This is a genomic window from Roseibium sp. MMSF_3247, from assembly GCF_030733765.1.
Taxonomy (GTDB): Bacteria; Pseudomonadota; Alphaproteobacteria; order Rhizobiales; family Stappiaceae; genus Roseibium.
Window position 1 is genome coordinate 38,960 of record NZ_JASHII010000002.1, and the last position, 19,412, is coordinate 58,371.

The 19,412-nt window shown below is 58.1% G+C and carries 18 protein-coding genes; 8 read left to right on the top strand and 10 right to left on the bottom strand.

From position 1 onward, the window contains the following. Positions 1-238 precede the first annotated feature (238 nt). Positions 239-1,003 (top strand): enoyl-ACP reductase FabI, encoded by a 765-nt coding sequence (gene fabI / locus RBB44_RS05610; RefSeq protein WP_306146418.1) that lies wholly within the window; start codon positions 239-241, stop codon positions 1,001-1,003. Between the two features lie 9 nt (positions 1,004-1,012). Further along, positions 1,013-3,610, top strand: coding sequence for a DUF3141 domain-containing protein (locus tag RBB44_RS05615; protein WP_306146419.1), 2,598 nt, complete (start codon positions 1,013-1,015; stop codon positions 3,608-3,610). A gap of 53 nt (positions 3,611-3,663) precedes the next feature. Here the strand turns inward: RBB44_RS05615 and RBB44_RS05620 are convergent, their stop codons facing one another. The 5 genes from RBB44_RS05620 to RBB44_RS05640 form a co-directional block, all read right to left on the bottom strand. Further along, positions 3,664-4,254: a GNAT family N-acetyltransferase gene (locus RBB44_RS05620; RefSeq protein ID WP_306146420.1), complete on the bottom strand. Its 591-nt coding sequence runs from the start codon at positions 4,252-4,254 to the stop codon at positions 3,664-3,666. Then, positions 4,251-4,802 (bottom strand): helix-turn-helix domain-containing protein, encoded by a 552-nt coding sequence (locus RBB44_RS05625; RefSeq protein WP_306146422.1) that lies wholly within the window; start codon positions 4,800-4,802, stop codon positions 4,251-4,253. Before RBB44_RS05625 ends, RBB44_RS05620 begins: the two co-directional genes overlap by 4 nt. Positions 4,803-4,938: 136 nt before the next feature. Continuing rightward, positions 4,939-5,514 carry a rhodanese-like domain-containing protein gene (locus RBB44_RS05630; protein ID WP_306146424.1) on the bottom strand — a complete coding sequence of 192 codons (576 nt, stop codon included), beginning with the start codon at positions 5,512-5,514 and terminating at the stop codon, positions 4,939-4,941. Positions 5,515-5,651: 137 nt separating this feature from the next. Then, a complete protein-coding gene (gene fabF, locus RBB44_RS05635; protein ID WP_306146426.1) occupies positions 5,652-6,914 on the bottom strand; it encodes a beta-ketoacyl-ACP synthase II in 1,263 nt (420 codons plus the stop codon). 89 nt (positions 6,915-7,003) lie between these two features. Continuing rightward, positions 7,004-7,423 carry a MarR family winged helix-turn-helix transcriptional regulator gene (locus tag RBB44_RS05640; protein ID WP_306146427.1) on the bottom strand — a complete coding sequence of 140 codons (420 nt, stop codon included), beginning with the start codon at positions 7,421-7,423 and terminating at the stop codon, positions 7,004-7,006. A gap of 137 nt (positions 7,424-7,560) precedes the next feature. Here RBB44_RS05640 and RBB44_RS05645 point away from each other — a divergent pair, with 137 nt between their 5' ends. Next, positions 7,561-8,124 (top strand): HdeD family acid-resistance protein, encoded by a 564-nt coding sequence (locus RBB44_RS05645; RefSeq protein ID WP_306146428.1) that lies wholly within the window; start codon positions 7,561-7,563, stop codon positions 8,122-8,124. Between the two features lie 264 nt (positions 8,125-8,388). After that, positions 8,389-9,498 (top strand): TauD/TfdA family dioxygenase, encoded by a 1,110-nt coding sequence (locus RBB44_RS05650; RefSeq protein ID WP_306146429.1) that lies wholly within the window; start codon positions 8,389-8,391, stop codon positions 9,496-9,498. An 81-nt stretch (positions 9,499-9,579) separates the two neighbouring features. On the opposite strand, the gene RBB44_RS05655 is transcribed toward RBB44_RS05650, so the two are convergent. The 4 genes from RBB44_RS05655 to RBB44_RS05670 are packed head-to-tail and all read right to left on the bottom strand — an operon-like array spanning position 9,580 to position 13,304. Next, on the bottom strand, positions 9,580-10,278 hold the full coding sequence (locus tag RBB44_RS05655) for a pseudouridine synthase (RefSeq protein ID WP_306146430.1): 699 nt from the start codon (positions 10,276-10,278) through the stop codon (positions 9,580-9,582). A gap of 1 nt (position 10,279) precedes the next feature. Continuing rightward, positions 10,280-11,323, bottom strand: coding sequence for a class I SAM-dependent methyltransferase (locus RBB44_RS05660; RefSeq protein WP_306146431.1), 1,044 nt, complete (start codon positions 11,321-11,323; stop codon positions 10,280-10,282). 56 nt (positions 11,324-11,379) lie between these two features. After that, positions 11,380-11,958, bottom strand: a complete 579-nt coding sequence (locus RBB44_RS05665; protein ID WP_306146432.1) for a GDYXXLXY domain-containing protein — start codon at positions 11,956-11,958, stop codon at positions 11,380-11,382. Continuing rightward, positions 11,955-13,304, bottom strand: a complete 1,350-nt coding sequence (locus RBB44_RS05670; protein WP_306146433.1) for a DUF2157 domain-containing protein — start codon at positions 13,302-13,304, stop codon at positions 11,955-11,957. Before RBB44_RS05670 ends, RBB44_RS05665 begins: the two co-directional genes overlap by 4 nt. Positions 13,305-13,659: 355 nt before the next feature. Here RBB44_RS05670 and RBB44_RS05675 point away from each other — a divergent pair, with 355 nt between their 5' ends. The 3 genes from RBB44_RS05675 (at position 13,660) to RBB44_RS05685 (ending at position 16,296) form a co-directional block, all read left to right on the top strand. After that, positions 13,660-14,670, top strand: a complete 1,011-nt coding sequence (locus RBB44_RS05675) for an ABC transporter substrate-binding protein (protein ID WP_306146434.1) — start codon at positions 13,660-13,662, stop codon at positions 14,668-14,670. Positions 14,671-14,743: 73 nt separating this feature from the next. Next, on the top strand, positions 14,744-15,535 hold the full coding sequence (locus RBB44_RS05680) for an ABC transporter ATP-binding protein (protein ID WP_209177254.1): 792 nt from the start codon (positions 14,744-14,746) through the stop codon (positions 15,533-15,535). Next, positions 15,532-16,296 carry an ABC transporter permease gene (locus tag RBB44_RS05685; RefSeq protein WP_133952908.1) on the top strand — a complete coding sequence of 255 codons (765 nt, stop codon included), beginning with the start codon at positions 15,532-15,534 and terminating at the stop codon, positions 16,294-16,296. Before RBB44_RS05680 ends, RBB44_RS05685 begins: the two co-directional genes overlap by 4 nt. A 388-nt stretch (positions 16,297-16,684) precedes the next feature. Here the strand turns inward: RBB44_RS05685 and RBB44_RS05690 are convergent, their stop codons facing one another. Beyond that, the gene (locus RBB44_RS05690; protein WP_306146435.1) at positions 16,685-18,496 is read right to left on the bottom strand and encodes an ABC-F family ATP-binding cassette domain-containing protein; all 1,812 of its coding nucleotides are present in this window, start codon (positions 18,494-18,496) and stop codon (positions 16,685-16,687) included. Positions 18,497-18,743: 247 nt separating this feature from the next. On the opposite strand from RBB44_RS05690, the gene RBB44_RS05695 reads away from it, so the two are divergent. Continuing rightward, positions 18,744-19,217 (top strand): BA14K family protein, encoded by a 474-nt coding sequence (locus RBB44_RS05695; protein WP_209173142.1) that lies wholly within the window; start codon positions 18,744-18,746, stop codon positions 19,215-19,217. Positions 19,218-19,412: the final 195 nt, after the last annotated feature.

Consider the following 19,412-nt stretch of genomic DNA (forward strand, 5'->3'; position numbering starts at 1 on the left):
CCAACCATTTGACCGAATTGAATGTGAGCGCCCCGGACCCAGTCCGGGGCGTTCTGCTTTTTGATGGGCAATCCACCCCATCCGCACTAACCCTGATCCAAGGCGAATTTCATAGTTTCGTCACACCCTCTATGTTGCACTGCGATAAAGTGGTGTAGGTTACGCATTGCGACGCGTGATCTGCCGTGTCTGTCCGGTAAAAGTCCGGGGCAGGCCCTTTTTCAGGAGCCGTGCATTCATGTTCGATTTAACTGGTCAAAAAGCCCTCGTCGTCGGGGTCGCGAATGATCAATCCATTGCATACGGCTGCGCCAAGGCCTTCAAGGCACAGGGTGCGGATTTGGCTATCACCTATTTGAATGAAAAGGCGGAGCCGTTTGTCCGCCCGCTGGCTGAAGAGCTGGGCGCTGACATCATCATGCCGCTGGATGTGCGCAGCGAAGACCAGCAGGACGCCCTGTTCGATGAGATTTCTAAAAAGTGGGGCCAGCTTGATACAATCCTGCATTCCATTGCCTTTTCAAAAAAGGAAGATTTGCATGGCCGGGTGATTGACTGCTCTTCGGACGGGTTTGGTCTGGCGATGGATATCTCCGTTCACTCGTTCCTGCGCTTGATCCGCCGGGCAGAACCTTTGATGCCCCATGGCGGGACGTGCATGACAGTCTCTTTCATGGGGGCTCAGAAAGTCGTCGACAATTACGGCGTCATGGGCCCGGTCAAGGCCGCGCTGGAAGCCGCAGTCAGGTATGCGGCATCGGAACTTGGACCCAAAGGCATCTCCGTGCACGCGCTTTCGCCTGGACCATTGAAAACACGGGCAGCGTCTGGAATTGCCGAGTTTGACGAACTCTTGGACGACGCTGCCAAGCGCGCGCCGACCCATCATCTTGCGACCATCGAGGATACCGGGGCTTATGCCGCGTTCCTTGCAAGCCGCGAAGCGTTTAATGTAACCGGCGGTGTTCATCCCATCGACGGCGGTTACAGCATTATCGGATAGGAGGTTCTCATGAAGGACATTTTTGACGCGTTTGAAAAAGGCCAGAACGAGTTCCTGAACTCCTTGAACGACGCCACGGCCTGGGGACCTTCCGAGCGGTTTACGGCACTGCAGGCTCAAGGAACCGAGCTCTCCAATCTTGCAGAGCTGATGGGGCGCGGCCTTTCCAAACACTTTGAGAAGATCACAGCGGATCACAAGGGCCGCTGGCAGCTGGGCCTCGCCGACATGGGCAAGGCGGTTGAAGATCTTACCGATGCCCAGCGGGACGGAACGCTGTTCGATGCCTGGCAGTCCTATTGGAAGGATGCGGCACAGCGTGCCGTGCTGACCATGGACGTGTTGCGCCAGCGCGGTGACATCTTTCTGGAGCACGAAGAAGCGGGATGCCCGCCAGTCCTGATCTACGATTATGACGTGGTCATGGATGGCGCAGATCTGCCGCGGCCGTGCTGTTATCAGCTCCTCCGGATAAAAGCGCCTGAAGATGGCGAACACCGCGAAATGAAACCCTGGAAGCGGCCTTATGTGATCATTGATCCGCGGGCCGGTCACGGGGCAGGCATTGGCGGTTTCAAGCCGGACAGTCAGGTTGGTGTTGCCCTGCGTGACGGCCATCCGGTCTATTTCATTGCCTTCAAACGCATGCCGGAAAAGGGCCAGACGCTGGCCGATGTGACCCATGCCGAAGCGGCCTTCGTCCGCCGCATCATGGAAGAGCACCCGGACGCGCCGAACCCGATCATCACCGGCAACTGCCAGGGTGGCTGGGCCACCTTGCTGCTTGCCGCGACCAATCCGGATTTGACAGGGCCGATCGTCTTGAACGGAGCGCCGGTTTCAACCTGGGCCGGGCGGGTCGGTGAAAACCCGATGCGCTACAATGGCGGCATTCTGGGTGGCACCTACAATGCAATGTTCTACTCAGATCTGGGGCACGGCGTCTTCGACGGCGCCGACATCGTCCAGAATTTCGAGATGCTGAACCCGGCACGGAACTACTTCGGCAAGTACTATGACCTTTATTCCAAGGTCGACACCGAGCCGCATAGGTTCCTGGAATTCGAGCGCTGGTGGGGTGGCTATTTCCTTCTCAATGAAGCGGAAATGAAGTGGATCGTCGAACAGCTTTTCGTCGGCAACAAGCTGTCCAAGAACGAGGCCCAGCTGGAGCCGGGCCGCAACATCGACATCAAGCAGATCCGCGCGCCGATCATTGCCTTTGCCAGCTTCGGCGACAACATCACCCCGCCGCAACAGGCTTTGAACTGGATCATCGACACCTACTCGGACGAGCGCGAGATCGCGATCCGTGGCCAGCGCATCATTTACATGGTGCATGACCAGGTGGGTCACCTTGGCATCTTCGTGTCCTCCAAGATCGCGAAAAAGGAACACACCGAGGTCACCTCGACACTCAAGACCATCGAAGCGCTCGCACCGGGTCTTTATGAAATGAAGATCGACGACTATGAGGGCGGCCTCATGGAGCGCGAATTCACAGTGTCCTTCCACGAACGCAAGATGGAAGACCTGATGAAGATAGACGATGGCCGCGACGACGAAATTCCGTTTGCAGCAGTGGCCAGAGCCTCTGAGCAGCAGGCCGAATTCTATGATGTGGCAGTGCGCCCGTTCGTCCAGGCAGGGGTGACTGAGCAGAGCGCCGAATTGCGCCGCAAGACCCATCCCTTGCGGGTTCAGCGCGCAATGATGTCGAGCCTCAATCCAATGTTTGGCGGTTTACCGGGTATGGCAGAACGGGTCAAAGAAGACCGGACGCCTGCGGACGCAAACAATCCTTTCTCTGAAATGGAACGTGTCAGTGCTGCCATGATCGAGCAGTCCCTGGACCTCTTCCGGGATCTCAGGGACACCTGGTATGAAAACCTCTTTTATACGGTGTGGGGCTCGCCCTATATGCGCTGGTTCGGTCGGACCCATCAGCCGGGCCGGACATTGAAACGCAAGGAAGATTTGCGCAGCCTGCCGCCAGTGCAAGCCGCGCTTATGCACATCGAGGAAGGCGGGTTCTGCGAGGCGGTGATCCGGATGCTGATCCTTCTGGCCGACAGCCGCGGCAATGTCCGCCGCGACCGGCTCGAACGCTCCGCACGGGTTCTAACCCAGGACGAGCCGTTCAAGTCGCTGTCACCGGATGCGCGCAGCTTCATGCTGCAGGAACAAACGCTGATTGTGGAATTTGCCCGCGAGCAGGCGATAGAAAGCCTGCCGAAACTGCTGAAGACCAAGGAAGACCGAGAAATGGCCTCCAAGGTCGTGCGGTACATCCCGGGCGCCATCGACGAGATGACGCCGCATACCCTGGAAATGGTTCAGACCTTCCAAAGTGTGCTTGGTCTGCCGCCCGTCTCTGAAGATATCACGTCCGATCCGCTGGTCTCCAGTGAAGCAGGTGCGTCGGATGCAGACAGCGACGCACCGAAGGTGATGGAGAAGGCTGCGTCTGCGAGCCCCGCACCCCAAAAGGCTTCGGCGCCCAAACGGGCTGCGAGAAAGGCCCCGGCGAAACCCGCGGCTGCACGCAAACCTGCTCCCCGGAAGCCACGCAGCACCGCCGGTAAAAAAGAGGAACCAGCTGAATAGTCTGGCTTTCTTCTCGCACGAGTGCTTCAAAAGCACGCCGAGGGATCGGTTTCTTACCCGATCTCTCGGCTGCTCCTCAAATCCTTGTAGAACACGGTCGTGGCATCAAGGTCGCCGTGGCTTCCATAGGCGTAGTCCGGTATGACGCCGACTTTCTGATAACCGCAGGCCGGATAGAGATGTTCTGCCCGATCGCCCGTGACCGTATCAAGCACGAGCAGCCAGCGCCCCAGCGAGAGCGCCAGATTATCAATCGCGGCCATGAGGTTCCGGGCAATACCTTTCCGCCGATGGTCCGGATGGACCATGAGTTTTGCAACCTCTGCCCTGTGCGGGCCGTTGTCCTGCGGAGCAAGGCACAGCATCACCACACCGGCAATGTTGTTTTCTTCGCGCGCAATAATCATGTACGCCGCGCCACGTGCCATATCATCCAGGCGAGAACGCCAAAACTGATCGGCTTTCTCTGAGCTTAATGGAAGGATGAAGCCGATCCCGGCGCCATCTTCTACACAACTTTTCAGGAGTGTGCCGAGGTCTGAGAGAACCCCATTCGCATCTTCTGCCGTGAGCAAATGAAGGGGCGCGTCCGGTTTAGACTGCGGCATGGCTTTTTCTGATCTTTTGGGTGTGTCTTCTGTCATGGGGTAATCACCGTCAGGAGATAACGTGCCGGCTCGGAGCCGGTCGCGTGATAGGCATTGGGGGTGTTCAGCCGGAAGCGGAGACAGTCACCCGGGGCGAGGTCATGCCGTGTGTCCCCAAGGGTAACAGTGAGCGCACCGGACAGAAGAACAAGGTGATGCTCAAGATCGGGAAGGGGCGGGGCCGCATAGGAAATGATGGCGCCGGCTGGAAGCGTGCCTTCAATGACGCTGCCCCGGAAGCCGGAGATCGCTGGAGACACACTGCGCCGCTGAAACCCGGTTTCCGGATCTCTCCAGACTGGTTGGTCGGTGTGTGCAAGCTTTGCATCATGTGCCGCTGCACCGAAGCCAAAAAGATCAGCAACAGATACGCCAAACGCGGTCGCCAAGCGCCCAAGTGCAGCTGCGGTCGGACTGGTGTCGCTCCGCTCAATACGGGAAAGGGTTGCTCGGCTGATGCCGGATTTTTCTGCCAACTCGTCCAGCGACAATCCCTTCGCCTTGCGCAGGCCAACTAGGCGTTGTGCGAGATCCTGATCGTTCATACCGTTTCCTCAATAATGAGAATATTCCCATATATGAGAAATACTGGGCGCGCCACCAAAAAAAGCCAATGCGCTGGAGTGGCGCATTGGCTGCATGTCGATTTCACAGTTGATTGAGGCAGGTGCAGTCTTTGGCTTAGAACATGTCTTCGGCTGTTGTCAGACCAAGAACCATCCAGTCCTGCATCCCGCCGCGGTAGTAAAAGATCTTTGCGACTGGATATCCCTCTCGGGCCATGGCCTTGATCGCCACGGGGCTTTGTGGACAGGCCGGGCCATTGCAGAAGGCGATGACGTTTTCTGCCGCAGCGCACTCCCAAGCGCCTTGTTCGCCCTCGCAGCCGAGTTCATCAAGACGCATGGCGACTTCCGTGTAAGGGATATGAATGCTGCCCGGGATCGTTGCTTGCGTCCGCCACTCCATCGTCCGCATATCAACGACCTTTGCGGTCCCGGACTTCAAGGCTTCGATGACTTCAAGCTCGCCAACCGGTGTGACCCCCGGAAGCGGAACCATCGGCTGCAGGACGCCGCCAATCAGCGCGGCTTCCGTTTTGGAGCGGGTGATATCGACCGCGCCCTCGTCGGTTTGGATCGTGACGACTGTATCGTCGCCGGAAATCTTCAGATCGCCTTCCGCGAATGCTGGGCCGCTGCCGGTCAGTGCCAGCATCAAAATCGCAGCTGATAGAGATAGAAAACCCTGGCGCATAAAATCCTCCCGGTTCCGTATCGAACGGACATATTTCAACATATGCGTATTTTTGAATATTTTTCGCAATGGCGCAAGCACCAAAGAAAAACCGGGCACTTTTTGGTGCCCGGCTTGGCCTTGTTTCAAATCGGGTCTCAGATGCGCGAGAAGACTGCGCTGGCGTTCACTCCGCCGAAGCCGAAACCGTTGGTCAGCACGTGGTCGACTTGGCGGCTTATGGCCTTGTCCGGCAACAGTTCAAACTTGGTCATTGCGGCATCCGGATCGACCAGGTTGCGGGACGGGGGGAGCTGACCGGTTGTCAGCGCCTTCACGCAAGCAATGGCCTCTACCGCACCTGCTGCGCCCAAGAGATGGCCGAACATCGATTTGGAGGACGATACGGCAAGATCCTTGCCGCGGCCTTCAAACACGGTGTTCAGCGAGGCGACTTCTGCGGCATCACCAACCGGTGTCGATGTGGAGTGGGCATTGACATACCCAATGTCCGAGGAGGTCAGATTGGCTGCGGCAAGAGCTTGCTCCATGGCGCGCAAGCCGCCTTCTCCATCCGGTGGGGAGGCCGTAACGTGATAGGCGTCTGCTGCGGTTCCATAGCCCGCCAACTCCACAAGGATGTTGGCGCCGCGGGCTTTGGCGTGCTCATAGTCCTCCAGCACCAGAATACCGGCGCCTTCCCCCATGATGAAACCATCCCGATCCTGATCGAAAGGCCGGGACGCGTGTTCGGGATTGTGGTTGCGCTTGGAGGACATCGCCTTGGCCGCGCAAAAACCGGCATAGGACACGCGATCAATACAGGCTTCCGTGCCGCCTGCGATCATCACATCTGCCTCGCCGGCCCGAATGATGCGCGCTGCATCCCCAAGAGCCTGGAGACTGGCGGCGCAGGCTGTCACCGGCGCACCGATCGGTCCCTTCAAGCCATGGCGGATCGACACCTGGCCGGCCGCCAGGTTCGCCAGAAACGAGGGAACGAGGAAAGGTGAGGCGCGGCGCGGGCCTTTTTCATCCACAAGGCGCGTCCCACCGGTCATGGCCGGAAATCCGCCAACACCTGTTCCGATGATGATGCCCGTCCGTGTCTTTTGCAGGTCGGTTTCCGGCGCCCAGCCGGCTTGCGCAAGAGCTTCTCCGGTGGCCGCAAGGGCAAAGTGAATGAAACGGTCCGTACGCCGTTGTTCGCGGGCGTCGAGTGCGGCATCAACATCAAAACCGAATTCGTCTTCATCAATTGAAGGAACTTCCCCGGCGATCTGACAGGCGAGATCACTGGCATCGAATTTCGTGATCCGCCGGATACCATTGGCGCCTTCGATTATGCGCGACCAGAATCCATCGACACCGGTTCCAATAGGGGACACGACACCCAATCCCGTTACGACCACTCGTCTCATTGCGCTCTCCTGTAGTTCCAAAGATTTGTGTAATTACACTTTTGAAGTCAACTTGAACCAAATCCCGAGGATATTGGCAGTTGTTTCGGTTAGAGTTGTGACAGGCGTTTCATCAGCCGGACGGAAGTCAAAAAGTCTTCTTCTCCGAGCAGATCCTTGACATGCTCCTGGGCATCGCGCCAAAGCGGGAGGGCATTTTCAATCAACAAGTTGCCTTGTTCTGTGATGCTGAAGGCCTTGCCCCTGGCATCGGCGGCAGGCCGTGAGATCAGAAAGCCCTTCTTTTCCAGGAGTGCCACGTTTCGAACCAGAGTCGTGCGCTCCATGGAAAGGCGTTCCGCCAATTCTGCCGTGGTTGCGCCGTCGTGCTCCCGAACTGTTACCAGAACGGAAAACTGACCCGATGTGAATCCGGCTTTCCGGGCCATCCGATCATAATAGCGGCTGACAGCGCGTGCAGCTTTGCGGGCGTTGGTCAACACGCACAAGGAAAAGTCATCGTCGGACATGTGTCTTTAATGTGCAATTGCACAGTTTTTGTCAAGCATTCAAATTCCGTGATTTCCATGGCTGGCGTCATCAGCGGTTTGCGAAATTGATGCAAATGGTTATCGTCGTCAGCGATGTTATTTTTAAGGAGGTTCCGATGAGCGATGCAGTTCAGTCACTTGAAGACATGAAAACCAAGATCCAGGAAAATTGGGGCTGGTTTCTGGCGTTGGGGATCGCCCTCGTTCTCGGAGGCATGATCCTGATCGCCGCTCCGCTGGCAACCTCGATTGCGGTCACGATCCTGATTGCAGCTGTCCTGTTTGTCGGCGGCCTCGTCCAGATCTATCAAGCCTTCAAGACTCAGGGCACGGCCGCATTCATCTGGAACATGATCACAGGCGTCATTGCGGTGATCGGCGGCGTTGTCATCTATGTGAACCCGCTCGCCGGGACACTTGCGCTGACGCTTGTCATTGCAGCGATTTTTGCAGCTCAGGGCATCAGCCAGATCGTCATGGCTTTCAAGCTCAAGCCGCATGATGGCTGGGTGTGGGTGTTGATTGCCGGTGTTGTGTCACTGGCCGCCGGGGTCATGATCTGGATGGACCTGCCGGGTTCTGCCGCCTGGGCGCTTGGGCTGATCGCAGGCATCTCTGTGTTGATCAATGGCTGGAGTTACATCGCCATTGCTTTGGCGGCGCGGGCCTCCAAATCCTGAAGCAACTTGCGGAAATCACAGGTTAACACTCTCGCCCGGCAAAATATGTCTTGCCGGGCGAGTGCTTTGATGTAGCTTGAAGCGGATTGAAATCGCAGGCCAAGCCTGCAAGACGGCTTTGAACGATGATTGCAGTTGTTGGGCGGATGCCCGGACAGCCTCATAACAAAGCGCACTGGTGGTGGCCGCCCCCCGCCAGCCAATGACGTTTGTGCGGCCGATGCCGCAGCTCTGATTTCTATACAACGTCAGTGGACAACACTCATGACATCGATCACCTTGCGCGGCAGCGACCGCGTTCTTAATGTTGCCTGGGCGGATGGCACCAGCGCCGACTTCCCCTTTCTCTGGCTCCGGGACAATTGCCCGAGCGGCTTTCACCCGCAAACTCACGAGCGGGAATTCGATCTGACCAGTATTCCGGAAACGCTTGGAATTCTCTCCGCTGAACTCGATGGCGAAGCCATCCGGATTGAATGGGTCGGGGAAGAGCACCAGAGCCGGTTTGACGCAGATTGGCTGAAGGCTCACCGGCCCGGAATTGGCCTGAAGGACCCGGCAAACATTCCGCCGACCTTGTGGCGTGGCAATTTTCAGCCAGCCGGCCTGCCAAGGATCTGTGCCGCTGATCTGATGAACGATGATAAGGCCCTGCTGGGCTTCTTGATCGAGACGAAGAAGACCGGTCTTGCCATCGTGGATGGCATGGCGGATGACCGGGAAGCTGGCATGGCCGCAGCCAAGCGGATCGGCTTTCTGAGGGAAACCAACTTCGGCGTGACGTTTGAAGTTCGGTCTATGCCGAACCCGAACAATCTTGCCTACACCTCACACGCTTTGCCGCTGCATACGGATCTGGCAAATCAGGAACTGCCACCAGGTTTTCAGTTCCTGCATTGTCTTGCCAACGACGCCGAAGGCGGCGGGTCCACCTTCTGCGATGGTTTTGCCATTGCCGAAGACTTGCGCCTGAACGATCCGGAGGCCTTTGAACTCTTGTCAAAAACGCCGGTCCCGTTCCGGTTTCACGACGAAAGCTATGACATCCGCCGCCATCAGACGGTGATCGATCTGGATGCCTTTGGCAATTTGCAGGAGCTTCATTTCAATGCCCATCTAGCCGGAGTATTCGATCTGCCGGCTGACAAGATGGAAGCCTACTACCGGGCTTACCGGAAGATCATGCAGATGACGCGCTCAAGCGACTATGTCATCACCACGCGTCTTGAAGGCGGGGAAATGGTGATCTTCGACAATCGCCGGGTGCTTCACGGCCGGGCTGCGTTCGATCCCAATACCGGTTACCGGCATCTGCGCGGTTGCTACGTTGATCGGGGCGAATTCGACAGCCGGATCCGGGTCTTGAGCCGGTAAGCCGGCAGTTGCCGTCCCGGACTGGATCCGGGACCACCTGAACAGCTGGCCCCGGATCCAGTCCGGGGCCGCACCGTTGGTTCATGAGAAGATCAGTGCCTTGTCGTCCTCGGACAGGATTTTCCACTGACCTTCGTCAACACCTTCAAGAGTGAGGGCGCCAATCCGGCTGCGGGCAAGATCGGTGACATGATTGCCCGTGGCCGCAAACATGCGGCGGACCTGATGATAGCGGCCTTCATGCAAGGTGAGGCGCGCGTGGGTCCCGTCAATCACGTCCAGCTCTGCCGGTTTCAGAGGCTTCTGTTCGTTCTCCAGCATCATTTCGCCGGACGCAAAAAGGGCGGCTTCGCTGCCGGTCACAGGTCGGTCGAGCGTGACCTCATAGACCTTTGGAACATTCGATTTCGGCGAGATCACCTGATGCAAAAACGTCCCGTCGTCTGTGAACAGCAAGGCGCCGGATGTTTCCTTGTCCAAGCGGCCGATGGTCGAGAGCACGGGTTTGCGCATCCGGAACCGGTCCGGCAGAAGATCATAGACCAGACGTCCCTGATCCTTTGTTGAGCAAACGTAGCCGAGCGGCTTGTTCATCAAAATGACGACGCCATGCGCCGGGTCGAGCGGCTCATCATCGAAGAGAATGTCTTCGTGATCTGTCTTCGCGTCGGCCTTCAGCTGGTTGCCCTCCCGGTCGGTGACCCAGCCATGGCGGATTGCCTGCTGCATTTCCTTCCGGCTGCCGTAGCCAAGGTTGGCGAGGAGCTTGACCAGTCTCATCTTACTTGCCTCCCTTGCCCTTGGTTGCCTTGATCACCTTGTAGCCGCCGGAATCGGCAAGCATTTCGACGCGGTCAAACACGTCGCCGAGCGTGCGCTCGTAAGGCAGGTGCCGATTGGCCACCAGATAGAAGACCCCACCGGAGCGCAGGCCTTGCGCAGCTGCCCGGATAAACCCTTGACCGACATCCGCACGGTCGGCTTTGCCCGACTGATGGAACGGCGGATTGGACACCAGGAAATCGTACGGCCCCTCAATGCCTTTTGTGACATCGGACCAGATGCCTGTCATCGCCTTCTTGCCCTTGAAAAGCGCAAGGTTTTGTTCCGCCAGATCTAAAGCGCGTTTCTCCGCCTCATAAAGATCGAGGGCGGCCACCTTTGGCGCCTTTTCCAGAACCTGTCGGGAAAGGTAACCAAAGCCCGCGCCGAGATCTGCGCCCCGGCCGCTCAAACTGTCGGGGAGATTCTCGGCCAAAAGCCTGGACGCCGGATCGATGCGGTCCCAGGCAAAGACACCCGGTCGGCTGATGTAAGCACCATCGAGAACAGGCCGCGGCGCATCCAGACCCGACCAATCTGTCATCAGCGCAGTGTCGAGGCTGCTCGCATCAACAGGGGCCCAGACAACGCGGCACTTGTTCTTCGAGAGCTTGTCAGTACTGCCGAAGAGCGCCGAAAAGTCCTGCTCCAGCGTTTTCGCGCCTTCCGTATTGGGCGCACAAGCGATGACGGTGCCACCGGGCCTCGTCTTGGTGGCCGCCCGTGCGAGCAGGGCGCGTGCCTCCTGCCGCTGGCGTCCGGGCAAGACCAGCACAGCATCAAAGCTGTCTTCACTCGTTTCCGCGTCTACCTTGAACCCAGCTTTTTGCAGGGCATCGCGATCCGGTGCAAAGCTTTGCTCACATATGACCTCATATGGCTCCAGATCTTTCAGTGGGCGTCCTGCGCGGGAGCGGAGCACAAGGATCCGGCCGCGGTCCGGCAGGTCCACGTCCCCGGACGAGATTGGCAGCACCAGTGTTTCAAGAGCAGGATCGGACATAAGCGGCCTTTGCGAATAATATCATAGCGCGCTCATACTCTCCGATAGCGGCTCCGTCAAAAGGCTGCGTCGTTTTTGAAGGGTTTTCCGTCGACCAGAAGGCGCAGCGGCAATGACCGGCCATCTTCAGTCACGGCCACCACCAGATTGACGCGCTCCGTATCCAGATCTTCGATGATGAGGCCGTCGCCTTCGGGCAAGAAGAACGCATCAATGCCGTAGTCGATGCGAATGTCGCTACCACCGGCGGACCGGACTGTCCCGGCAATGGCGGCAGTACCGGAAGGATCAGCTTCCTTGCCAACGGAGGCCGCACGCATAAGGCCGTCAGTTCCGGGCTCCAGACGGACATAGACCCGATCGCCCTCTTTGACGTCGTTTGCGCCGGGCAGATCAACGGACACACGGGCGATCGCCAGGTTGATGATCACATAATCGCCGCGCAGAAGGTTCCGCGGATCAACCGGGACCAGCGCCAGGGTCACCTCCTTGCCGCTCATCTGAACATCGAGACGGTCGATCAGGGGCAGAGAAATGAGGGTCAGCTGCACAAGTGCAATCAAGCCCCATTTCACGAACGGAGACAGTTTGCGTGAGCGGGTGGCTGGTTGTTGCTCAAGCGCTTCGGCTGTCATGAGGGTGCCTCCGCTTTGTCTGCCAGTCCGGACTTGTGTTTAAACAAACGGGCCAGCCACAGCGCCATGCCAAGAAGCACAAGGCCGGCAATCAGGAAAAAGACCGACTGTCCCAAAAGGGAGCCAATAGTGACTTGGAGCAGCCACAGTCCAACACCCGTGAGCGCAAGATAGGCACAGAGCATCCAGAAGCGGTTGTTGAACCAGGTTCCAATCGTGCAAAGACCGATCAATGAGGCGAGGGCGAGGGCCGACACCAACAATACGTTCTCAACAACCAAAGGTGCCAGGCAGGTCAACAAGGCCAGCCCGACGGCGGCGAAAAGGGCAAGTGCCTTTTCCGTCTTGAACGACATCAGAAGGCCAATGACACACAGCGCAACGGCTGACAGCAGGGGCAGCGCGACCGGCAGCGAGAAGACCCGCATCAGCGGAACACCGTCATCAAACTCCTGAACCGCGATCAGGCTGACGAACACAAGTCCGCACAGCATCATGAAGCCGATGTCCTGAAGGGCGCGCAGCATAAGCCAGTGCGCATGCGTTTTGACCGGTTTGTAGCTCGACCATTTCACATAAAGGTCGCCGATCGGGCCAAGTTGGATCATAGTCGCAAACAGGCCGCTTAACCCTGCAAGGATCATGGCGCCAACGGCATCATCTCCACCTGGCATCCGGTCGGCCACTTCTCCAAACCAGCGTCCGTAAGTAACGAGCAAGACAGCAATCGCTACAAACCGGCTGAGCCGGGCAGGGTAGAAGAAGGGATGCAGGAAAATCGCGGCTAGAAACACGATGCTGATCACGGCGTCCGCCCCGCCTGCGTGCTCTGTAAACACCCTCGACGACTGCCAGGTAACGGCAGCAATTGCAGCCACCGTCAGGGATGTGATGGATCCCGACAGCCAGGCAGCTGCAAGGGCACCCATGCAAACCAGGAACGCGCCGCCGGACCAATCGGCGGGCATATGGAAAATCTGTCCGACCAGCGCCATCCCGCCGACAAACACCAAGGTGGCAAAACCCGTCGCCAAATCCGAAAGACCTTTCTTGCCGGCCCGGGAGGCGAGGGCTGCCAAAAGGTGCGCGCCAAGGATCAAGGCGGCAATGCCTGCCAGTTTGATGGATTTCGGGATTGCACCCCAATTCGCGGCAATAAAGGCAAACAACGCCAAAGCAACGCAGACGACACCAATACCGGCTAGGGCCATAGGCAGTCTGGAGCGTCCGTCGTCCTGATCCTGGTCTTCCAGAATGGCTGCTGCGCCTTCCGGGGTCAGCCAGCCTTTGCCGACCCATGTCTCCAGATCGTCCCGCAGCCGTTTCTTGTAGGCCCAATCGAACATTGCCACTCCGCAAAATTGCCGTGTCACTTGTCTTTATCTCAGCGGGCCCGCTCCTGCCAGCCTCGCGTCATGCGCCTGGATATCCGCGTGTCTTGACCGCTTGGTCTAATTATGGCGCGGATATTCTGAGCACCTGACGTCGCTCCTTACGATCTGTTTCGGCTTATCTTGAGGCCAAATGAAGGCTGGCAGCCAACGGAAAGTCAGCAAACTCAGTCACTTGTTGCCCTGGAAACCCGCAGCAAAACTATTGGGCACGCCCTGCGTAGATGATGAGCAGTCGAAAGTACTGCTTGATTTTTGAGCATATTGATTTCAACGTCATCGTAACCTTCTTCAAATGCAGGGGAAAAATATGCGTCTTCTCACAGGGGTGGCCCTCGCTCTGGCCCTAACATCTTCCACGGCTCTTGCAGCCACGGACATCAAGTTCACGCTTGATTGGAAATTCGAAGGACCGGCAGCGCCGTTCTTCATCGCGCTCGACAAAGGGTACTTCGCCGACGAAGATCTGAACGTGACGATCGACACCGGAGCGGGTTCCCGCGAGTCGATCCCGCGTGTTGCGACCGGCACGTACGACATGGGCTTTGGCGACATCAACGCCCTGATCAAGGTGCTGGACGATCAGCCGGATCTTAAGGTGAAGGCCGTCATGATGGCCTATGAAACGCCGCCTTTCGCTGTGATTGGTCGCAAAAGCCAGGGTGTCACGGAAGATCCTAAGTCCCTGGAAGGCAAAACCCTTGGCGCCCCGCCGCCAGATGCGGCCTTTGGCCAGTGGCCGGCCTTTGTTGATGTCACGGGCATCGACACCTCCGGCATCACAATTGAAAGCGTTGGTTTCCCGGTGCGTGAGCCGATGCTGGCGCAAGGCCAGGTCGATGCGATCTTCGGGTTCTCCTTCTCCTCAGTCATCAACCTGAAAGCCCAAGGGGTTCCGGAAGACGATATCTCCCTGATCCTGATGGGTGAGAATGGTCTGGGTCTTTATGGCAACGTGGTGATCACTAATACGGACTTTGCTGAAGAAAACCCGGAGGCCGTGAAAGGCTTCCTAAAGGCCCTGACCAAGGGCTATCTGGATGCAATTGCCGATCCGGCCGCTGCGATCCCGTACGTCATGAAGCGCAACGAAATTCTTGATGAAGCCGTTGAGATCGAGCGTCTGACCATGGCTGTGGAAGGCTCCATCGCAACACCGGCCGTCAAAGAAAACGGTTTTGGCGGTGTCGACATGGATAAGCTGACGAAATCCATGGAATACCTCCAGGGCTCGATGGGTGTTAGCGCTACGCCTCCGGCACCGGACCGCGTCTTTGATGCCAGCTACCTGCCTCCCAAAGAAGAGCGCATGCTGAAGTAAGTTTGCCGCTCCACGATGCTATGGCCGCAGCCGATCCGGCTGCGGTCTCCTTCCTTTTCTAGCGGATCATTCAGTGACCGGATTTGTAGATTTAAGAGATGTCCGCCTGACCTATGGCGGCGCAGCAGATGGGACGCTAGCCCTTGATGGGCTCACCATGAGCGTCAAAAAAGGCGAATTCGCTGCCGTTGTCGGCCCATCCGGGTGCGGGAAGTCGACCTTGATGAAACTGGCCACCGGCCTGATCGCGCCGCAGAACGGCACGATCGAAGTTGCCGGGCACGAAGTGGACGGTCCGGTGTCCGTTGCCGGCATGGCTTTTCAGAACCCGTCCATGCTTCCTTGGCGCTCCACACTTGCAAACGTCATGCTGCCCCTTGAGATCGTGCAGCCGCACAGATCCAAATTCCGCTCTGAAAAGCAGGCCTACACGGCCAAGGCGGAAGCTCTGTTGGATTTGGTCGGCCTGTCAGGCTTTGGCGACAAGTATCCCTGGCAATTGTCTGGCGGCATGCAGCAACGCGCCAATTTGTGCCGGGCACTTATTCATGACCCGGCACTCTTGATGCTGGATGAACCTTTTGGCGCGCTCGACGCTTTCACCCGGGAAGAACTCTGGCAGGTCATGCGCGATCTGCACGCGGAAAAGGGCTTCACGACCATTCTTGTCACTCACGACCTCCGCGAGGCGGTGTTCCTTGCAGACAAGGTCTTTGTCATGAGCGCCCGCCCGGGCACGATCATCCGTGAGCGGGAAGTGCCCTTTGACCGTCCGCGTCCGATTGAGCTGACCTATGAGAGCGCCTTTAATGACATTGTTCACGAACTGCGCGATCTGATCGCCGATGCGAGGGCCGCTGCATGACTGACTCTCGTTGGATTACCGCTGCGCCCTGGCTTTGGGCAATTGGCCTGTTTGTTCTCTGGGAAGGGTCTGTCCAGGTTCTCGACATCCCGGTCATCATCCTGCCGGCGCCCTCAGATATCTGGGTGGCAACTGTGAAGTACTGGTCGCCGATCTGGAAGAACTCGGTTCAGACGCTCTATACGACCGTTGTCGGCTTCATCATGGCCGTTGTGGGCGGAATGGCGCTCGGCCTTGCGATCGGCTGGAGCCGGTCGATTTATGCGGGTCTTTACCCGATCATGATCGGTTTCAACTCCATCCCGAAGGTCGCCGTTGTTCCGATCCTCGTCATCTGGTTCGGCATCGGCACCATTCCCGCTGTTTTGACCGCGTTTTTGATCGCCTTCTTCCCGATCGTTGTGAATGTGGCCACCGGTCTGGCAACCATTGAGCCGGAGATGGAGGACGTGTTGCGGGCGTTGGGGGCCAAGAAACATGACATCATGCTGAAGGTTGGTATTCCGCGGGCGATGCCTTACCTGTTCGGCTCTATGAAAGTGGCGATCACGTTGGCCTTCGTCGGATCGGTGATTTCTGAATCCATCGCGGCCAACTCAGGTCTTGGCTACATGATGCAGCTGGCCCAGTCCCAGTTTAACGTACCGCTCGTATGGGCAGGGCTTGTCGCTCTCGCTGTTCTGGGTATTATTATGTACGCACTAATGGCATGGCTGGAAATGCGAATGACGGGATGGGCACATCGCGGCAACCGGTCTTAAGCCGGCCAAACTGAAATACCGAGATCAGAGCCAAACCGAACCATAATCCAGGGGGGCTCTGAAGGGGCGTCCGAGAGGCCCGGGCGCCCCTTTTTCATGGGCACAAGGTCGGCTGAGCTCGCCACGTTCCACACTCGGCCAATTCATCCCGTGACCGTGCCCAAATCGCGTCTCATCGAGTGGCTGGGCAACGGCATGTATCCCCGCTCGGGGGCGGGGATGACGTTGGGAAGAAGAGCTTCCCGGACGCAGCAAAGCGGAGATCCGGGATCCACGCGTTTGCGATGGCCGGGAAGTTTCGCTGTAAGCATTGGTCCGCTGGTGGGAGCGTAGGTCCCGGCTCAGGACTGGGACGGCGACGGCTGTTCTCCGCGCCACACACCACCGCTCAGCCCTCGTTGAGCATCTCCAGCTCGAGCCACTGTTCTTCCATTTCATCTTTTTTGGTCGAAAGATCAGTGATTTGCGCGGATAACTTGGCAAACTTGTCCGGGTTCTTCGCGTAGAGCTCCGGGTCGTTCATGTCGCTTTGAAGTTTTTCAAGCTGCGCTTCAATTTTCTCGATGTCTTCAGGCAAAGATTTAAGCAGATGCTGCTGGGTGAAGCTGAGTTTCGATTTCTTCTTCGGCTTTTCCTCTGAAGGTGCTGACCCTTGGGCCTTTTCCTTCCTGGACGGCGCTGACTTTTCCACCTTGCGCGCGCTGACGCCTGCGCCGCGCTGGGCGAGCATGTCGGTGTAGCCGCCCGCATACTCCCGCCACACCCCGTTGCCCTCAGAGACAATGACCGATGTCGCCACCCGGTCGAGGAAATCACGGTCGTGGCTGACGATCAGTGCCGTGCCCTTGTAGTCGGCAAGCAGCTCTTGCAGGAGGTCGAGCGTTTCCAGATCAAGATCGTTGGTCGGCTCGTCGAGCACCATCATGTTGGATGTTGAGGCAAGCGCCCGGGCAAGCAGGGCGCGCGCGCGCTCGCCGCCTGACAACACGCCGACGGGCGTTCGGGCCTGTTCGGGCGAAAACAGGAAGTCCTTCATGTAGGACATCACGTGTTTGGTCTCGTCCCCGATGATGACCGTGTCGCCGCGTCCTCCGGTCAGGACGGAGGACAGGCTGTCCTGCGGGTTGAGGTTTTCCCGCTTCTGGTCGAGCGTCACCATCTCAAGATTGGTGCCAAGGCGCACCGAGCCGGTGTCTGGGGTCAGCTCGCCCGTCAGCATCTTCAGGAGCGTTGTCTTGCCGGCGCCATTCGGGCCGACAAGGCCGATGCGGTCGCCGCGCTGGATGCGGGACGAGAAGTCCTTGACGATGGACCGGTCGCCATAGGTTTTGGAGATGCCCTTGGCCTCGATCACCAGTTTGCCGGAGGTTTCGCCTTCGGCGGCAGAGAGTTTGGCGGTGCCCTGCGGGCCGCGGTGCTCCCGTTTTTGCTTGCGCAGATCGGCCAGCTCGCGCACCCGGCGCATGTTCCGCTTGCGCCGCGCGGTGACCCCATAGGTCATCCAGTGCTCTTCCCGCTTGATCTTCTGCGCGAGCTTCTGCTGGTCGACCTCTTCCTGTTCAAAGACCTCATCGCGCCAGGCTTCAAAATGCGCAAAGCCCTTGTCGAGGCGGCGCGAGATGCCCCGGTCGATCCAGACCGTGGCACGCGAAAGGTTTTCCAGGAAGCGGCGGTCGTGGGAGATCAGAACGATGGCGGATTTCAGGCTTCTCAGCTCTTCTTCCAGCCACTCGATGGCCGGGAGATCGAGGTGGTTTGTCGGCTCATCGAGAAGGAGAATATCCGGCTCGGGGGCCAGCGTGCGGGCAAGGGCCGCTCTGCGCGCTTCGCCGCCGGAGAGCGCTTTCGGATCTTCCTCTCCGGTAAGCCCCAGAACCTCTAGCAGGTAAGCACCGCGGTACGGATCATCGCCATCCGTCAGTCCTTCGTTCACGTAGTCCAGCGTGGAGGCATAGGCCGACAGGTCCGGTTCTTGCGGCAGGTAGCGGATCGTGCGGCCCGGCTGAAAAAACCGTTCGCCGGTGTCCATTTCTACCATGCCGGCGGCGATCTTTAACAGGGTCGATTTGCCCGAGCCATTGCGCCCGACAAGGCACAGCCGTTCCCCTTCTCCCACGGAGAGTTCGGCGCCGGTCAGAAGCGGAGTGCCGCCGAAGGTCAGATGAACGTCGCGAAGGGTCAAAAGCGGAGGAGGGGCCATGTGTGTCCGGTCTGGGAATTGAGGGTCTGGCGCCGGGTTTTACGGGTGCTGGGAGCGGCTTGCAAGCTCAGCCGGAAACGGCTTTGAAAGAATTGATCGTCAGGCGGACGATTTTGGTCATGAAAGCATGTATAGTGATCACCGAAGGCAGGGGCAAAGCAACCGGGCAAACGTGGAGGCGTCAACGGTGACTGGTCGCAGCTTGAATGAAATAACTGGTCTGATGCGCCGACGGACGCGTTCAGCAATGAGACTTGCAGCCGCTTCAGTGTTCGGCCTTGCAGTGATTGTAGCCGGAGTGCTGGTAAGCGGAACGGAAACTGCGAAAGCAGATTCCATCTACATCGGCAGCGGCGGCATTGGCTTTTCCTTCGGAACTGGCGGGTATCGTGGCGGCGCCTATTACGGCGGTCGCGGCTACTACGGCGGCCGCGGGTATTATGGCGGCGGTTACTATAGACCGCACCGGCCTTACTATCGTCCGTACTACAAGCGCCCTTATCGCTACCGGTCACGAGTTCGGATCAATCCGCCCCTCTACATTGCACCGCCGCCGGTCGTGGTCTACCCGGGCGCCCCTCAGCGGGTCCCGTACACCAAGACCGGGCTCGCGCCGTTTACACCGGAGTACTACGCGTATTGTGCCCGTAAGTTTAAGTCCTTTAACCCAAATACCGGCACGTATCTGGCTTACAGCGGGAAGCATCGATTCTGCCGGTGAGCCCCGTTTGTTTGTGTGTGGATCCAAAATGATCGCACCGGCGCGCTGACTGCGCGTCGGTTTTCCTTGCCGTAATTTGCAGAGTGTCTTTGGAGGCAAAGTCTTCGTGCCCAAGAGGCAGTCCCTGCGTCAATCAGCAGGTAAAGTTTTCGAAAATTCGAATTAAATTTGAATTACTTAGTAGTAATTACAGTG

Bases quoted from the DNA above. Each gene is read 5' to 3' on its own strand.
- fabI (WP_306146418.1), top strand. From the start codon at position 239: ATGTTCGATTTAACTGGTCAAAAAGCCCTCGTCGTCGGGGTCGCGAAT.
- RBB44_RS05615 (WP_306146419.1), top strand. From the start codon at position 1,013: ATGAAGGACATTTTTGACGCGTTTGAAAAAGGCCAGAACGAGTTCCTG.
- RBB44_RS05620 (WP_306146420.1), bottom strand. From the start codon at position 4,254: ATGACAGAAGACACACCCAAAAGATCAGAAAAAGCCATGCCGCAGTCT.
- RBB44_RS05625 (WP_306146422.1), bottom strand. From the start codon at position 4,802: ATGAACGATCAGGATCTCGCACAACGCCTAGTTGGCCTGCGCAAGGCG.
- RBB44_RS05630 (WP_306146424.1), bottom strand. From the start codon at position 5,514: ATGCGCCAGGGTTTTCTATCTCTATCAGCTGCGATTTTGATGCTGGCA.
- fabF (WP_306146426.1), bottom strand. From the start codon at position 6,914: ATGAGACGAGTGGTCGTAACGGGATTGGGTGTCGTGTCCCCTATTGGA.
- RBB44_RS05640 (WP_306146427.1), bottom strand. From the start codon at position 7,423: ATGTCCGACGATGACTTTTCCTTGTGCGTGTTGACCAACGCCCGCAAA.
- RBB44_RS05645 (WP_306146428.1), top strand. From the start codon at position 7,561: ATGAGCGATGCAGTTCAGTCACTTGAAGACATGAAAACCAAGATCCAG.
- RBB44_RS05650 (WP_306146429.1), top strand. From the start codon at position 8,389: ATGACATCGATCACCTTGCGCGGCAGCGACCGCGTTCTTAATGTTGCC.
- RBB44_RS05655 (WP_306146430.1), bottom strand. From the start codon at position 10,278: ATGAGACTGGTCAAGCTCCTCGCCAACCTTGGCTACGGCAGCCGGAAG.
- RBB44_RS05660 (WP_306146431.1), bottom strand. From the start codon at position 11,323: ATGTCCGATCCTGCTCTTGAAACACTGGTGCTGCCAATCTCGTCCGGG.
- RBB44_RS05665 (WP_306146432.1), bottom strand. From the start codon at position 11,958: ATGACAGCCGAAGCGCTTGAGCAACAACCAGCCACCCGCTCACGCAAA.
- RBB44_RS05670 (WP_306146433.1), bottom strand. From the start codon at position 13,304: ATGTTCGATTGGGCCTACAAGAAACGGCTGCGGGACGATCTGGAGACA.
- RBB44_RS05675 (WP_306146434.1), top strand. From the start codon at position 13,660: ATGCGTCTTCTCACAGGGGTGGCCCTCGCTCTGGCCCTAACATCTTCC.
- RBB44_RS05685 (WP_133952908.1), top strand. From the start codon at position 15,532: ATGACTGACTCTCGTTGGATTACCGCTGCGCCCTGGCTTTGGGCAATT.
- RBB44_RS05690 (WP_306146435.1), bottom strand. From the start codon at position 18,496: ATGGCCCCTCCTCCGCTTTTGACCCTTCGCGACGTTCATCTGACCTTC.
- RBB44_RS05695 (WP_209173142.1), top strand. From the start codon at position 18,744: ATGAGACTTGCAGCCGCTTCAGTGTTCGGCCTTGCAGTGATTGTAGCC.